The organism is Marinobacter sp. (assembly GCF_046484525.1).
Classification (GTDB): Bacteria; Pseudomonadota; Gammaproteobacteria; order Pseudomonadales; family Oleiphilaceae; genus Marinobacter.
The window spans coordinates 18,362-33,234 of sequence record NZ_JAWOIS010000067.1 but is presented as its reverse complement, the minus strand read 5'-3'; the positions used below and the strand labels follow the sequence as shown (position 1 = coordinate 33,234).

Genomic DNA, 14,873 nt, shown 5'->3' with positions numbered 1-14,873 from the left:
CGTCGCTGATCAGCGGGCCGAGCACGATCCAGATCGCGCGCCGCCAGCCGAATTGCAGCGTTTGGGTCAGGAGGAAGGTTTGCAGCGGGCCGGGCGTGATCCCGGCGGCATAGCCGTAGCTGATGCCCTGCAGCAGCATGGCGATCATGGGGGATACTCCTCTGGTGCGAATGTAGATGCCGGATGGCTGTGGGTCGCTGTCTGCAGCAACCGTTTATCCAAGCGACCGGATGACCTGCGCCGGGCTGCCCGCCGCGATCACGCCGGGGGGAATCGCCCCGGTGACCACGCTGCGCGCGCCGATCACGCTGCCCGCCCCGATGTGCGCGCCCTTCAGGATCAGGCATTCCATCCCGATGAACACATCGTCCTCGATCACGATCGGCGCGGTCGCCCCGGCGACACGGCGATTCAGTGACTTGATTCAACCCTTTACCGCACTGCCAGTTCCGGCAGTGCATTGCGACAAAAAACCCGGGCCGGAAGAGCTTGCGCCAGCGCCGGTGCGTCCGACAACAGCCATTGGTTAAATATTTGAATGCGCATACCCATGCGCATGAACTACGGTCATGTATTAAACAGTCACTTGGAGGCTCCAATGGCCGAACTCTACAACGCCGCCGCACCCAAAAAAGCTGCGAACCTCTCAATCAATAGCGATCTGCCGCGTAAGACCCGTGAACTGAACATTAACTTGTCTGCTACGCTGGAGCGAGCCCTGAAAGAAGAGCTTTCCAAACGCGAAGCAGAACAATGGGTTGAAGAAAATCGCGCGGCGATAAAAAGTTACAATGATTTTGTCGAACAACATGGATGCTTCGGCGACGAATTCAAGGAGTTTTGATGGCACAGCTCGATGTGTACCCCAACCCAAGCAAAACCAGCAAAGCCCACTACCCTTACCTTGTCGATATTCAGAGCAGCCTGCTGAGCGAACTGGCAACTCGCATCGTTATCCCTTTGGGAAAACGCTCTGCCTTTGGTGGCGGAGCCATGCAAGGACTCACGCCGGAAATCAGCTTTGCCGACCAGGAGCTTTTACTGTTAACCCCGCAAATTTCTCTGTGCCAGAAAAGCACCTCAAAAACCCGGTTGGCTCCCTCTCGCATTTCAAAGATCAGATTATTGGAGCTTTGGACCTGGCTATCACTGGCATTCAACGCCAGTGGTAACGGGCGCCAACGGAGCGCAGCGTCCTGATCTTGCACCTCTTTAGTGGGCGGTCATTTACCGAACACCGGACTCTCCCCACTCTAATGGGCACTCCTGGCCTATGATCACAGCATCGGAGGACGTGCCATGAGCAGCCAACGTTACACCCCAGAATTCAAGGACGAAGCGGTCCGACAAGTATTGGATCGGGGCTTTACGGTCGCCGAAGACGAGCCGGCAAAGGCAAAGAAACCGCTTCACTCCTCTTCGGTCCGGATTTTTCTTGCATCCGCATCAAATGTAGGGGTTTCGATGAATTGTTAGGCCTGCTTGAGGAATATCCGCGGCATCAGCGCGAACACGCCCCAGCCCAGATATTCGCGTGTGTACGCAGCATGGCGCTCAGGTTCCGAGACCAACTTGGATTGCACCTCTTGGGCCAATTCATCATCGGGATTGGCTTCAAGCCATCGGCGCATAGTGAGCCATTTGGCCGCCTCGTATCTGTCCCAACCGTCTTGATTAGCCAAAACCATTTCAACCACGTCGTAACCCAAGTGGCCGAAAGATGCGATCAGTTCCGGCAGTACAAGGAAGTCAGAGATTGCGTTCGCCAGACACCCCTTGGCAATATCTTCCGTTGATGGCAATTGTCGCCAGTAAGGCTCGCCGATAAGAATGATTCCGCCAGTGCGTAGGCTCCGCTCCAGAAGCTCAATCGTCCCCGCGACATTCCCACCGATCCAGGTAGCACCCACACAGGCCGCCACATCGACCTTTTCGTCCGAGACATAGCCTGCCGCATCGTCATGGATGAACTGGACTTGATGGTCCACGCGCAGTTCTTCGGCACGAAGTATAGCCTGCTCACTGAACAATTGGCTCATGTCGACACCAGTGCCAATGACACCGTAATCACGTGCCCATGTACACAGCATCTCTCCAGAGCCACTGCCAAGATCCAGAACTCGGGTACCCGGTTCCAGATGCAGGGCTGCACCAAGAGTGGCAAACTTTTCGGGTGTGAACGGGTTATGGATGCGGTGCGCACTTTCCATAATGTTGAATATGCGTGGGATGTCCATTGCGTTGATTTCCTTAAAGGTGCTAATGGGTTCGCTCCGCGCCTCGCATGTGCATCGGAAAAACATTCCAAATGAGCCAGCCGACGACCGCGGAGCCAGCGAACATCAGCGCGAGCACACGGACCAGGCCCCTGGCACCAGCGGTGCGCCACACGCCGACAGCGAAGGCAAACAGGAGCACAATGGACAGGCTGAACAGCGGCACGACCCAGCGATGGGTGGGCGAGCCGATCGCGAACAGCTCGCTGAAGGCCTGCCCACGGAGACTGTAGCCCGGATACAGGAAGCTTGCCAGGAGGTCGATGGCGATGTACGCGAGGCCGGACAGTATGCCGCACCACAACAGCAGCTTATTGGTGTTGGTGTCTACGTCCATCAAGCCTCTTGACGTGGGGAGTCATATCAACGCCCACAATCACGCGCTTGTCCCGTGGATTGCATTGTTAGGGGCGACCCAGTGCATCAAGGAAATCCTGCTCACCTTCGGCGCCCCACCATGGAACGGATACTTGCCCTCCAAGCTCACAAAGCTGGACCAGCAGAGCAATAAACGACTGGATCTCGTCTTTGCCCCACGGAGACCCCATCCTATAATCGAAGTCAAGGCTATCCTCATAAACAAACACTCCAAGATCCGGTATTGGAGTGGAAGAACCGGCTATGTTGGCAAGCACAACGTGAAATGCCTCCGCATCACCAGATGCTACAAGCACGGCATCCTCGTAGCCGAGAAATGGTTTCTCTACTTCCGAGGCCTTGATCCAGAGATAGCCTCCGTTGACCGTGACATTTCGCGCACCTCTGTCGTAGAGATGCTTGAAGGCTACAGGAACAACCGATGGGTCCGAGAAGCTAACTCGTACCTCGGGAAGCGAGCCGTCATCTGTCACAAAATACCTGGATAAGTCCATTTGACGCCTAATGAGGCTGTAGAAAAACTCGGTTCCGAGTCGTTCCCAGCGCCAGGTTCTTTAGATTTTTTTTCGCGGCCATCAACTTACCGATGATGCCCTTGGAATAAGCGACCAGGATGATCTTCAAGAGGATGGCCGGATCGTAGGCCAGCCGGCCGGTGTCTCCGTTGCGGTACTTCGGGTGGAACACTGACAGGTCCAACTTGTGCTCGATAAAGTAGTGCACCGCGTGCTCAAAGGTGCCGGGTTGAAGCTTTTCCTGATAGTTGATCACGACCATCGCATCCTGGTCGTAGTTGCAGTGCCTGAAGCGGGGCATGCCGACCTTCCGTTGACCTGTTTTCTGCATCCTATCAAAGCCAAGCGGTGATTTTTGGGAGTTTTTCTACTGCCCCAACGCTGTACCTTTGGCTCTTCTTCCCCGTAATCATCTTCGGCATCGTTCTTCTCCTGTTGAGAAGTTATCGATGCGTGTCTACTGAAGTGGGGGAAGTCCACGTTGGACTCGATCTGGTTGTTATGCTCAAACCTTCCAATCATCCCAGAAATCCCACCCGCCCCTTTCTTTAGGAGACAGGTCATCTTCGGTTTGATAGATATCTGCTATTTCGCTCACTGAAAACGGGAGCTCCTTATACCCTCTCATTGCAATAATGAAGCTGCAGTTGGAGAGCAGCACTTTGTGGAAAATTCTCCCATCGTTCAGCCGGACCGACACTTGGGTCGCCCCATTCGCGAACTCCGAAAGATGGGCGGCTTTCGCAATCAACTCCTTTGGCAGGGTGTACCGGAATTTCATTTTCTTCTATGCATAACGCTTGCAGCATGCGCACCGATGGAATGGAGCCAAAGGCGCAATGGAATGGGAGTCGCTGTGCCTGCGTTGGTTATACAATATTCAGTCCTTCCAAAAAATGTAGCGCTCCCCAACATGCTTTGAATTAAAAGTCTTCGTGAACTTTTGGACCCAACCGTTAACCTTGCGCGATCAACGACAGTCGTTATCCCATTCTTTCTGATACTCAACAGTTCGCTTGTCCACATAGCCCTGCCAGGTATTGTCGTCTATGTGCTCAATGGAGACCGCAACCTCAGAACTATTCTGAGGTCTAGCTTTCCTTTGAATCCCGGCCTGAACCTCAACAACATGATGACCCTCCTTTAGCTCTGGTATCATTGGCCAATACGCATCTTCGACGCCAGCATTTATGCTAGCTCTAAGATAGCCGGGCCGGGATCCGTCGTTAAAGTAACCAATATTGAATGTCAGGAGATGACATGTCTCTCGAACGAACTCAATTTTGGTGATTCGCGTGCCGCTCTCTGCTGAGTCGGCTTCTCCTCCCTGCCAAAGCACCGGGTCAGAGCAGCCAGTCAACAATAGCGCGATAGACAACAGTTTTAAGGTGGGTCTCACAATCTCTTCCCCTAACATATCGGTATCATTAACACCAGGAGTTCCCAGGCGCAGCATAAGCCATTGAGTATTAATGTTTTTGCGAGATCTTGTCGCGCACTTCTCAGTGCCTAGTGTCCCGTCTGGTTAATTCGCTGACCTACTGAGCCACTGAGAGCCTTGAGAGCAAGGCGCGATGGCGAAGGTTTGGTGGTTCCAAATCGAGTCAGCGCAACGCAGCTATCAAGGCTCTCAGTGGCTCCCGAAGGGCGCGGCGCTGGGGCCCCTGACCGATGTTGCCAGCACTTGATGTGGAACCACCACACCTGCGTACTGGCGCCTTGGCCAGGGTCCCCAGCGCCACGCAGTAGGTCAGCGAATTAACCAGACGGGACACTAGCGCCTGAAGCGGGTCTCCAGCACGACCGCTGAATTGGTGCGATCCACGCCCTCGAGATTTCCGATATCGTCAAGGACCTTGCTCAACTCCTCCAGGGACTGGGCCTGGACGATAGCAATGAGGTCGTACTCGCCACTGACCGAAAACAGTTGCACAACCTGACTGATGTCTTCCAGGGCCATGTTGGTGCGCGCCGTGAGCTTCTGTATCACCTTGATTGATACGTGTGCCTCCACCTGGTTGGCCAGGTACTCCCCCCCCAGTTCCACCGAATAGCCCCGGATAATGCCTGCTTTCTCGAGCCGGACCAGCCGGTTCTGGACCGTTGAACGGGAGACACCCAGCGATCTGGCCAGGTCGGTAATGCTGGTTCTGGCATCCTGCCGCAGCAGCATGAGCAACTTCTGATCCTGAGAGTTAATCATTTCGATAACTTTCTATGGCGTTTTGCCAGTATTGTAGACCAATTCGGTCAAATTGAAACTGCACACCGACAACACTCTTCCTCATACTGGCACCAAAATAACAGGGAACATTCGCCATGATCATCAGACCGGTTGCCGTAACAGACCTGGATACCCTCTACCGCATCGCCGATGAGTCCGGCCCCGGATTTACCTCCCTGATGCCGGATCGGGACGCACTGGCCCGCAAAATCGACCATGCCAGTGCCAGTTTCCGCCAGGATATCGATGCACCGGGCGATGAGCACTACCTGTTTGTCCTGGAGGACGAGGAAACCGGTGCAATCATGGGCACCACCGGCATCGAGGCTCGCACTGGCCATACACGCCCCCTGTACCACTTCCACCACAACACAGTGGTTCACCATTCCCGGGACCTGGGGCTGCGGCGCCAGGTGGAAACCCTGACCCGCTGCAGCCATTACAACGGCCACACGGAAATCTGCTCGCTCTATCTTCGCCCGGAATACCGCAGGGCCAATGCCGGCAAGCTGTTGTCACGGGTCCGGTTCCTGTTCATGGCACAGCACCCGGAACGCTTTGCCGATACGGTCATCGCTGAAATGCGGGGCGTCTCTGACCACGCTGGGCAGTCTCCCTTCTGGAACTGGCTCAGGCAGCACTTCGTTGATATGGAATTCACCTCAGCTACCAGCCTGGTAGGCTCCGGCTACACTGATTTCATCGAGGAGCTGATGCCGGCGGCACCGCTCTACACGCACCTGATGAGCGACGAGGCCCAATCGGTTATCGGCAAGGTTCACCCCCATACCCGCCCGGCCCTGGGAATGCTGGAGACCGAGGGTTTTCGTCATCGCGGTTTTGTCGACCTGTTCGATGCCGGGCCAACCGTGGAGTGTGGCCTGCGGGATATAGCCAGCGTAAGGCGTTCAGCTCAATGCTCCGCCCGGTTCGCTGGCGTTGCCACACCGGGACGCCCTTACCAGACTGCCGAGCCGGTTATAGTCGCCACGACTGGCGCAACGGATTTCCGGGCCACGGTGACCGATCAGGCATGGATCGATCCGGACGGCTCCGCGGTTACCCTGCCAGCCCACATCGGCAACCAGCTGGGCATCCGGGAACAGGCGACCGTCTGGCTACTGCCGCTGAAGGACGCCCGGGTCAGTTCGCGGAAACAACGGGGACATCCGGCAGCCATCCCCGCTGACGAACAAGTAGAAAGACACTATGCACACTGATTATCAATCCCTGTTCAGTGAACTCGGGGAGAACTACCGGGCCGTCACCCCCTCTGCAGAACGGATCCATCAGCTTTTGGCCGAGCGGGAATCAAGGCCGGTGGTCAACGACCATATCGCGCTGCGCACCTTCAATCTGGATCCCGTCGGGCTGGAGACACTGGCACGGCACTTCCTGAATCTCGGTTACGAAGCCTGCGGGGAGTACCACTTCGAGGCCAAGAAGCTCTATGCGCGCCATTTCGAACATCCGGACAAGCACGCACCCAAGGTGTTCATCTCGGAGTTGTTGGTGGACCAGTGTTCGCCGAGGCTCCAGGAAATCGTCCGGGAACTGGTCAATCAGGTCGACCCGGAAAGCACCACGGCAGATAACTTCCTGTATTCCGGCCGGCACTGGCAGGTCAGCCATGACACCTACCGGGCATTGCTGGAAGAGAGTGAATACGCAGCCTGGATGGCGGCCTGGGGCTACCGGGCCAATCATTTCACGGTCAGCATCAATGATCTGGACAGCATCCACAGCGTCGCCGAAATGAACCAGCTGCTCAAGGACAACGGCTTTAACGTCAACAGCAGTGGCGGCGAGGTGAAGGGCTCACCGGAGGATTTGCTGGAACAGTCATCCACCATGGCAGATCGGGTTGCGGTGCGGTTCTCGGACTGGGAGGCGACCATTCCCAGCTGTTTCTACGAATTCGCCCTGCGTTACCACAAACCCGATGGTGAACTGCACAGCGGCTTTGTCGCCGCCTCGGCTGACAAGGTTTTCGAGAGCACCCAAGCCGGTAGCTGATCGGGTGCCCTTCAGGACCACCCCTGCTCCCCGAGCAGAGGAACGAACCGGACGCCGCCAAGATTCTCGGTCCTGAATTCCTCCTCTGAAACCCGGGTTATCCGCATCAGTATCTGGGAGATGTGCTCCGAGCCCACCGGAATCACCAGGTGCCCGCCCACTGCCAGCTGATGCTTCAGTGCGTCAGGCACGGCGGGGGCTCCGGCGGCGACTGTGATGCCGTCAAACGGGGCCTCCTCCGGCCACCCCAGGGTGCCGTCGCCACAGCGTACCCGGACATTGTCGAACCCCTCCGCCGCAAGATTCTTCCGGGCCCGCTCCGCAAGCTCCGGAATCCGCTCGATACCGAACACCTCGGCGGCAATACAGGCCAGTACAGCAGCCGCATAGCCCGACCCCGTACCGATATCCAGCACCCGCTCACCACCCCGAAGCTCCAGGGCATCGGTCATCAGAGCGACAATATAGGGCTGGGAGATGGTCTGGCCTGCTCCGATCGGCAGCGGACCATCCTCGTAGGCGGCGTCCAGGAGGCTGTCCGGCACGAAGGCTTCCCGGTGCACCCGTCGCATGGCTTCCAACACCAGGGGATCATCAATGCCCCGGCTGAGGATCTGGTAGTCCACCATGGATTCCCGGCGTGATGTGAATCTGTCTTCAGCTGTCATTTTCAAACCTCCCCGGCCACTTACCGTCAGTTACAAGCAATAACCTTTTTACAACGGTGAAAGCCGAATTCCGTGTATACGTTTTAGTTCAGAACGTGCGGTTACAGCAACGGTAAGTCGCATCAACAACAAAAACACGGCAATGGAACAACCCCCCCGAATGACCATTGCCGGGGAGGAAAATATGTCTGCATCCGTCAATCACCTGGAGGAACGGACCCAGGATTCCAGTGAACTGGTCGAAGATATCCTGCAATCAGCCATCACCCTTGCCATGATGCTCCGGCATCGCGAAATGGCAGCCTGGCTGCGTACGGAATTCGATGGCTACCAGGACCTGGCTTCCGCTCCGCCCTACCGTCGGGACCTGATCGGGCATATTGTCGCCCGCTCGCCCCAGTATGGCTGGATTCCCGCACCATTGGAGGAAGACCAGAAGGCCGAATACGGCCACATGGACCTGACCGACGGCGTCAAGGCGCTGGAAAAGGTCTGCCTGAACTGCAAGAAAGGTGACGGCAACCGGATTCCCCTGGAGAAAGAGGCCATGGTTGCCCTGCAGAAGCAGATCAACCTGTCAGCGGAGCTGGCGATCAATGTCAGCCGGGATGTCTACTCTCGCGTACTGCGCACCATTCGCGCCGCCATCTACTTGTACACCCAGGCGCTGATGGCCGAGGGCATTGAAGGCGACCACAACCACTACAGCAAGGAAGAGCGGGCCAAGGTAGCCCATCTGGATGATCCTGAAGCGTTCTGGCGCAAGGCTATCAACGAGGTGGATAACCTGCCGATTCCAGATGTCCGCTCCGTAGGTTTTTTCGAGAAGGTCTTCGGTCGCGCGGGTTGAGGGGATTCCCTCAGCCCAGCACACTGAACATTCCAACACTGCTGACCACCAGCAGGACCACCCCCAGCACCCGGAAAAAAACCGGGGTTTCTGCCCTGAGCATGCGGTCGTGCACGTACAGTCCGATCACATGGCCGACTGATGCACAGGGCAGCAACCACAGGTGGTGGATGAGTTGCAGGTCCACGCCCGCCCAGACAAACGCAGCCATCTTGATCAGCACCAGGATGAACCAGAGCGCGAACAGGGTATCCCTGAGTTTTTCCTTTACCACGTGCTGCGCGGCAACGGCGATGATCAGCGGCGCCCCGATCAGGGACGTGCCGCTGATGTAGCCCCCCACCATCAGAAAAATCGCATCCACAGTCTTGCTGCCACTGCGAAATGGCTTGTTGATGATATAGGACACCGAATACAACGCCACGATCACAAAGATGATCGCGCTCAACACGTTACCCGGCATGGTGATCAGGCCGAACACCCCGATCAGCTTGGGCACGATCATGATGCCAAGAATCCGCCACAGATAGGGCCAGTCCACCGTGCCCCCTTCCACCGGGTTCTCCCGGCTGTGGTTCCTCCGGTTATTCATCCAGATGGTCAGGGATGAAAACACCAGCAGGTGCACCGCAATGATCGGCAAAAACACCAGTGGCTCATCGTAAACCAGCAGGAGAAACGGCAGGGACAGGACCGCGCCGCCAAACCCCAGGCCCGAGCGGACAAACCCGCTCCACACGAATATCACGCCAATCAGGGCGTACTGGACCAGCGTAAGATCAGACATGGATTCCTCGGCATTCAGACATCGGGCCGGCGTTCGGGATGCCGGATTCTGCTTGCCGGGAAGGATACAGGGGTAGTAGCATCAACAACACTGTATGCATAAACAGTATTGGTGAAACTATGAAAACCCGGGGCACCAGCCTGAATCCGCAAAATCGCTTCCAGCCTATCGCAACCGACCGCGACCACGACGACGGCTGGTACCGGGATCCGGAGGACGAGATCTGCCCGGATTCCATGGCGACGGAAGTCATGGATGAGACCGTCAGGTCCATTATCAGCCGCAACAGCTCCCCGGACATTCCCTTTGAACAGTCCATCAACCCCTACCGGGGCTGTGAACACGCGTGCATCTACTGCTTCGCCCGACCCTCGCACGCCTACTGGGACATGTCACCAGGACTTGATTTTGAAACCCGGCTGATCGCCAAGCAAAACGCTGCTGCCCGGCTAAGGGAGAGCCTGGACAAACCCGGCTACCGGGTATCCCCGATCGCCCTGGGCATGAATACCGACGCCTACCAGCCCATCGAGCGGCAACGGGAAATCACCCGCGATCTGCTGAAAGTCATGTGCGATTACCGGCACCCGGTCTCCCTGATTACCAAGGGCGCACTGATACTGAGGGACCTGGACCTCCTGTCGGAACTGGCCCGGGACCAACTGTGTTCGGTCACCATCAGTCTGACCACCCTGAGCAATGACCTGAAACGCAGGATGGAGCCCCGGACGGCCGCACCAGCGACGCGGCTGAAGGTGATTGAACGGCTCTGTGATGCCGGCATTCCGGTCGGGATCATCATCGGCCCGGTCATCCCATTTATCAACGACCACGAAATCGAAGCGATTCTGGAGGCCGCGGCCAACGCCGGAGCCGAACAGGCTGGCTGGATTATGCTACGTTTACCCTATGAGCTGGACGAACTGTTCCAGGACTGGCTCCAGCGACATTTCCCGGACCGGGCCGGGCACGTCATGAACCGGATCCGTGATCTGAGGGGTGGCAAGAGTTACGACAGTACCTTCGGCAACCGTATGACCGGTCTGGGCCCCTACTCTGACCTGATTCGCCAGCGTTTCCGGAACAAGGTGCGTAAGCTCGGGCTCGATGGCCGTGAACAGCGCTCCCTGAGGACCGACCTGTTCCGCCGCCCCGCCGGAGACCAGATGGCACTGTGGTAACGGGAAGTTATGAGTAAATGCAAGCACAGCGCGTTGGCCACTCTGGCAACCATGATCATCTTGTTGCTGCCGGTGTCTTCCGTCACGGCAGCAGGCCTCAGCGAACCTCTTGTCCAACGAATTGAAGCACTCGAAGCGGGGCAGCCGGTAAAGGTGCTTGGCGAGCCACTGCTGGCACGGGACGCATTGCGCAGATTCTACGAGAATCATGGTTTCCAGCCGGCCTGGTCCTCCCCGGGCCCTCGCCGGGAACTGGTTGAGGCCATCAGGCAGATCGCCAATGACGGTCTCAACCCGGCAGACTATCACGGAGAATTTTTATCGGACCTGGCCCTGCGGGCTCGGGATGAACTGTCCGGAGACATGCAGGCAGACATCGACCTGCTGTTTACCGATGCCTTCCTGCTGGCTGCATCCCATCTGCTAGAGGGCAAGGTGAATCCACAGACTATTCACGCCGAGTGGAACGCCAGCCGCAAACACCGGGACCTGGCCGTTACTCTCGCAGAGGCGCTCCGGAACGACACCATTGCCGCGACTCTGGATAGTTTCAGGCCCACCCATCCGGCCTATGCCAAACTGAAGGAGGCCCGCAACCGGCTCACACCCTTGCTTGGACACCCCTGGTTGCCGATTGTGGATGGCCCATCCATTCATCCGGGCGACCAAGATCCACGCCTTCCGGAGATCCGGCGCAGACTGACCGCCCTCGGAGACATCCCGGCTCCGCCAGACCCGGAGACGGCGGTCACCGATCCCACCCTCTACGGCAAGGACCTGGATCCGGTGATTCCGAACTTCCAGGCGCGGCATGGCCTGGAGCCAGACGGCATCATCGGCAGGGGAACCCTTTCGGCCGTAAATCTCATGCCGGTGGAGCGCATCCGGCAGATCGACGCAAGCCTGGAACGCTGGCGCTGGCTGCCCCAATCCCTCGGCGATGACTATGTAATTGTCAATATTGCCGGTTTCGGACTACAGCTGGTACTGGATGGCCGCGAAGCATTGCATTCAAGGGTTATTGTCGGCCAACCCTACCGCCAGACTCCCGTGTTTTCCGATCGCATCCGCTACCTGGTGTTCAACCCCACCTGGACTGTACCCCGCAAGCTGATGATCGAGGACCTGCTACCCGAAATCATCCGCGATCCGGCGTATCTGGAGCGCCAGGACATCAGCGTCTATCAGGGCTGGGGGACCGACCGGCAGAAAATCGATCCGGCGGCCATTGACTGGTCTTCACTGTCCAGGGACAACTTTCCCTATCAGCTGGTCCAGGAGCCAGGGCCCCTGAATGCTCTCGGGCAGGTCAAGTTCATGTTTCCCAACCCTTATGCGGTGTACCTGCACGATACACCGGGCCAGTACCTTTTCGGCCGCCAGGAACGGAGCTTCAGCTCCGGTTGTATCCGGGTGGAAAAACCGATGGAACTGGCCGAACAGCTTCTCGCCGGCGCCCCCGAGTGGAACCGCGGTACAATCGATCGCCTCCTTGAGAAAAAAACGCCGGTCACCGCGATTCTCCCCGAGCCGATTGCCATCTATATTCAATATTGGACGGCCTGGGTGGATGAGGCGCAGCGAATTCAGTTCCGCGACGATATTTACAATCGCGACTTCCGGTTGCTGGCCCAGTTGCGCCAAGCCGTTGCCGGGGAACACCAACTGCCAACGCCGGTTGTCGCAACAGACCTCAACCCAGCCATCGGAGACCAGTAACCGAAGTCTTATTGACTTTAGCACAAAGGGAAATAAGCTTATGCGCTTTATTTATGAACGGAGGCAAACAATGAAACTCCTCTCCCAACTGATTCTGACGGGCGCGATGACCGCCCTGGCCCCTGGCGCCCACGCCGCCGGAGGTGATCCCGAGCGGGGCGCGCAGCTGGCCGCACAGGGTGACGGCAGTGGCGCTCCGTGCCTGGCTTGTCATGGTGCCGACGGTTCGGGCAACAACGCCGGTGGTTTTCCCCGCCTGGCCGGGCTTGACGCCACCTACCTGACCAGCCAGATGCTGGCTTATAACAACGGTGGGCGTATCAGCCCGGTGATGCAGCCTAATGTCGACAACTTCAATGAACAGCAAATCCGGGACCTGGCCGCCTACTATGCTGCCATGCCGGTTCCCGAGACCACGACACCGGCCAATGTCAGTGACGAAGTACTCGCCCTCGGCGAAAAACTGGCCAACCAGGGCGACTGGGACAACTACATTCCGCCGTGCTCCTCCTGCCACGGCCCCGGCAACCGCGGTGTTGGCGAAACCTTCCCGGCCATCGCCGGACAGCACCCGAATTACATCCGGTCACAGCTCAATGCCTGGAAGAACAACCAGCGCAATAACGATCCCAACCAGCTGATGACGGCAGTTGCGGAGCGCCTGACCGAGGAACAGATCGACGCCGTGGCCGCCTATCTGGGCAGCCAGAGTGCAACCGCGAACTAGGAGGCAGAGCCATGAAAATGAAACCTACGATTTCCCTGCTCGCCGGCCTGCTGGTTGCGAGCCCCGCAGTCCTCGCGCAGCCTGAAGTTCCGGTCAACCTGCCGGAATTCAAGGAAGGTCAATACGTTCACAGCGCCCCGACCGTTGAGGACCTGAAGAACGACGACAACATCCATCCGGAACTGAAAAAGGTCATCCTCAAGGGCCGGGACATGTTCATGAATACCCAGCAGTACCGTGGCAAGTACGTGTTCAATGACTTGAACTGCAAATCCTGCCACATGGGCGAGGGGCGCATGAACTGGTCCGGACCGGTGTGGCCGGCCGCCACCACGCTGCCGGATTTCCGGGGCAAGAACCAGCACGTAAACTCCCTGGAAGAGCGGATTGCCGGCTGTTTCTCGTTCTCCATGAATGGCAAGCCTCCCGCCTATGGCAGTGACGATATGCTGGCGATGATGGCCTACCACCAGTGGCTTGCGAAGGACGCCCCGGTGTACGAAAAGAACATTGGCGGTCGCGGCTTCAGCCACCTGGGTAAAACGAAGCCCGAGCTGGACTATGAGCGCGGCCAACAGGTCTATGCCGAGAATTGCGCGGTTTGCCATGGCAACGATGGACAGGGCCGGAAAAAGGATGGCCAGGTTGTGTTCCCGCCGCTGTGGGGTGATGGTTCCTACAATTGGGGCGCCGGCATGACCCGGGTTTTCACCGCGGCCTCGTTCATCAAGAACAACATGCCGCTGGGGCAGCCCGGGTCACTGACCGACGATGAAGCCTGGCAGGTTGCCAACTACATCAACTCCCAGGAACGTCCACAGGATCCGCGTTATACCGGTGATGTGAAAGAGACCCGTGAGAAGTACCTTAACTTCCACAAGCACACGAACTATGGAACAGTAGTCAACGGAAAGTTACTGGGCGATCACGACAACACCGGCGACAAGCCTTTCCTGAAACCCGACGTCCTACGGCCCAGGACCTTCGAGTAAGGTCCTACGGGCGTTCCGGGAGGAAAGGCACAGGCAAGGAGACCATCATGCCACGCATACTGCCTTTCCTCTCGACGCTTTTGATTCTGAGCGGCTGTCAGTCGCTGCCACCCGCAACAGAAGGCGATATTCCTCCGGGCACCGTACTCCTCAGCACCCAACACTGTCTGAAGGAGTACATAAAAGATCTCGACAAATTCCATTTCGGCCCCTGCCTGAAAGTCGTGTCCGTCAATGGCCAGGCCCCATTGGCCAGGGAGGACGGTTTCATCGAGCTCCCCATCGCCACGGCGCTCCACCTGGAGACCAGCTGCGTCTACCGGCATGCCGACGGCACCCCGATTCCCGCGACGGTTAGCACAGCTGTCTTCGAAGTGAAACACGACACCTTCACCAATGCCGGAAAACGCTGGTACCTGCACGCCCACAAACAAGCGAAGGACGTGATCGGCTGCGAACCGACCCTCGCACCTTCGGTGTACCCGACGCATGGGACGAATTAGACCTGGAGCTGCTCCGACGCCTGTAAAATCGACTGAA

Annotated in this window: 18 protein-coding genes and 1 pseudogene; 10 read left to right on the top strand and 9 right to left on the bottom strand. The window is 57.7% G+C overall.

Annotated features, from left to right (window positions below):
- Positions 1-214 precede the first annotated feature (214 nt).
- Positions 215-379 (bottom strand): acyltransferase, encoded by a 165-nt coding sequence (locus tag R6W86_RS14595; RefSeq protein ID WP_410330089.1) that lies wholly within the window; start codon positions 377-379, stop codon positions 215-217.
- Between the two features lie 219 nt (positions 380-598).
- On the opposite strand from R6W86_RS14595, the gene R6W86_RS14590 reads away from it, so the two are divergent.
- Together R6W86_RS14590 and R6W86_RS14585 are read left to right on the top strand one after the other, a co-directional pair.
- On the top strand, positions 599-844 hold the full coding sequence (locus R6W86_RS14590) for a type II toxin-antitoxin system CcdA family antitoxin (RefSeq protein WP_410330088.1): 246 nt from the start codon (positions 599-601) through the stop codon (positions 842-844).
- Positions 844-1,200, top strand: coding sequence for a CcdB family protein (locus R6W86_RS14585; protein ID WP_410330087.1), 357 nt, complete (start codon positions 844-846; stop codon positions 1,198-1,200). The genes R6W86_RS14590 and R6W86_RS14585 overlap by 1 nt, the downstream gene beginning before the upstream one ends.
- Before the next feature lie 272 nt (positions 1,201-1,472).
- On the opposite strand, the gene R6W86_RS14580 is transcribed toward R6W86_RS14585, so the two are convergent.
- The 6 genes and pseudogenes from R6W86_RS14580 to R6W86_RS14555 form a co-directional block, all read right to left on the bottom strand.
- The gene (locus R6W86_RS14580; RefSeq protein WP_410330086.1) at positions 1,473-2,237 is read right to left on the bottom strand and encodes an SAM-dependent methyltransferase; all 765 of its coding nucleotides are present in this window, start codon (positions 2,235-2,237) and stop codon (positions 1,473-1,475) included.
- A gap of 22 nt (positions 2,238-2,259) precedes the next feature.
- Positions 2,260-2,613 carry a DUF998 domain-containing protein gene (locus R6W86_RS14575; RefSeq protein WP_410330090.1) on the bottom strand — a complete coding sequence of 118 codons (354 nt, stop codon included), beginning with the start codon at positions 2,611-2,613 and terminating at the stop codon, positions 2,260-2,262.
- Between the two features lie 67 nt (positions 2,614-2,680).
- Positions 2,681-3,148: a hypothetical protein gene (locus R6W86_RS14570; protein ID WP_410330085.1), complete on the bottom strand. Its 468-nt coding sequence runs from the start codon at positions 3,146-3,148 to the stop codon at positions 2,681-2,683.
- Between the two features lie 94 nt (positions 3,149-3,242).
- A pseudogene (locus R6W86_RS14565) lies at positions 3,243-3,470 on the bottom strand (IS1182 family transposase); the annotation flags it as partial.
- 1,303 nt (positions 3,471-4,773) lie between these two features.
- Positions 4,774-4,944 carry a hypothetical protein gene (locus tag R6W86_RS14560; RefSeq protein WP_410330084.1) on the bottom strand — a complete coding sequence of 57 codons (171 nt, stop codon included), beginning with the start codon at positions 4,942-4,944 and terminating at the stop codon, positions 4,774-4,776.
- Entirely contained in the window at positions 4,944-5,372 is a 429-nt protein-coding gene (locus R6W86_RS14555) for an Lrp/AsnC family transcriptional regulator (protein ID WP_410330083.1), read from the bottom strand. Before R6W86_RS14555 ends, R6W86_RS14560 begins: the two co-directional genes overlap by 1 nt.
- A gap of 116 nt (positions 5,373-5,488) precedes the next feature.
- On the opposite strand from R6W86_RS14555, the gene R6W86_RS14550 reads away from it, so the two are divergent.
- The gene (locus tag R6W86_RS14550) at positions 5,489-6,613 is read left to right on the top strand and encodes an arginine N-succinyltransferase (protein ID WP_410330082.1); all 1,125 of its coding nucleotides are present in this window, start codon (positions 5,489-5,491) and stop codon (positions 6,611-6,613) included.
- Entirely contained in the window at positions 6,603-7,409 is an 807-nt protein-coding gene (locus tag R6W86_RS14545; protein ID WP_410330081.1) for a DUF1338 domain-containing protein, read from the top strand. Before R6W86_RS14550 ends, R6W86_RS14545 begins: the two co-directional genes overlap by 11 nt.
- A gap of 11 nt (positions 7,410-7,420) precedes the next feature.
- Here R6W86_RS14545 and R6W86_RS14540 read toward each other — a convergent pair whose 3' ends face one another.
- Positions 7,421-8,077 carry a protein-L-isoaspartate(D-aspartate) O-methyltransferase gene (locus tag R6W86_RS14540; protein WP_410330080.1) on the bottom strand — a complete coding sequence of 219 codons (657 nt, stop codon included), beginning with the start codon at positions 8,075-8,077 and terminating at the stop codon, positions 7,421-7,423.
- Between the two features lie 184 nt (positions 8,078-8,261).
- Between R6W86_RS14540 and R6W86_RS14535 the strand changes: the two genes are divergently transcribed.
- Positions 8,262-8,927 carry a hypothetical protein gene (locus R6W86_RS14535; protein ID WP_410330079.1) on the top strand — a complete coding sequence of 222 codons (666 nt, stop codon included), beginning with the start codon at positions 8,262-8,264 and terminating at the stop codon, positions 8,925-8,927.
- Positions 8,928-8,937: 10 nt separating this feature from the next.
- Here R6W86_RS14535 and R6W86_RS14530 read toward each other — a convergent pair whose 3' ends face one another.
- Entirely contained in the window at positions 8,938-9,714 is a 777-nt protein-coding gene (locus R6W86_RS14530; protein ID WP_410330078.1) for a TSUP family transporter, read from the bottom strand.
- Positions 9,715-9,833: 119 nt separating this feature from the next.
- Between R6W86_RS14530 and R6W86_RS14525 the strand changes: the two genes are divergently transcribed.
- From R6W86_RS14525 to R6W86_RS14505, 5 genes are all read left to right on the top strand, one after another.
- The gene (locus R6W86_RS14525; protein WP_410330077.1) at positions 9,834-10,895 is read left to right on the top strand and encodes a PA0069 family radical SAM protein; all 1,062 of its coding nucleotides are present in this window, start codon (positions 9,834-9,836) and stop codon (positions 10,893-10,895) included.
- A 9-nt stretch (positions 10,896-10,904) separates the two neighbouring features.
- A complete protein-coding gene (locus tag R6W86_RS14520) occupies positions 10,905-12,614 on the top strand; it encodes a murein L,D-transpeptidase (protein WP_410330076.1) in 1,710 nt (569 codons plus the stop codon).
- Positions 12,615-12,684: 70 nt separating this feature from the next.
- Positions 12,685-13,341, top strand: a complete 657-nt coding sequence (locus tag R6W86_RS14515) for a c-type cytochrome (protein WP_410330075.1) — start codon at positions 12,685-12,687, stop codon at positions 13,339-13,341.
- An 11-nt stretch (positions 13,342-13,352) separates the two neighbouring features.
- A complete protein-coding gene (locus R6W86_RS14510; protein WP_410330074.1) occupies positions 13,353-14,333 on the top strand; it encodes a c-type cytochrome in 981 nt (326 codons plus the stop codon).
- Positions 14,334-14,380: 47 nt separating this feature from the next.
- Positions 14,381-14,836: a hypothetical protein gene (locus R6W86_RS14505; RefSeq protein WP_410330073.1), complete on the top strand. Its 456-nt coding sequence runs from the start codon at positions 14,381-14,383 to the stop codon at positions 14,834-14,836.
- Positions 14,837-14,873 lie beyond the last annotated feature (37 nt).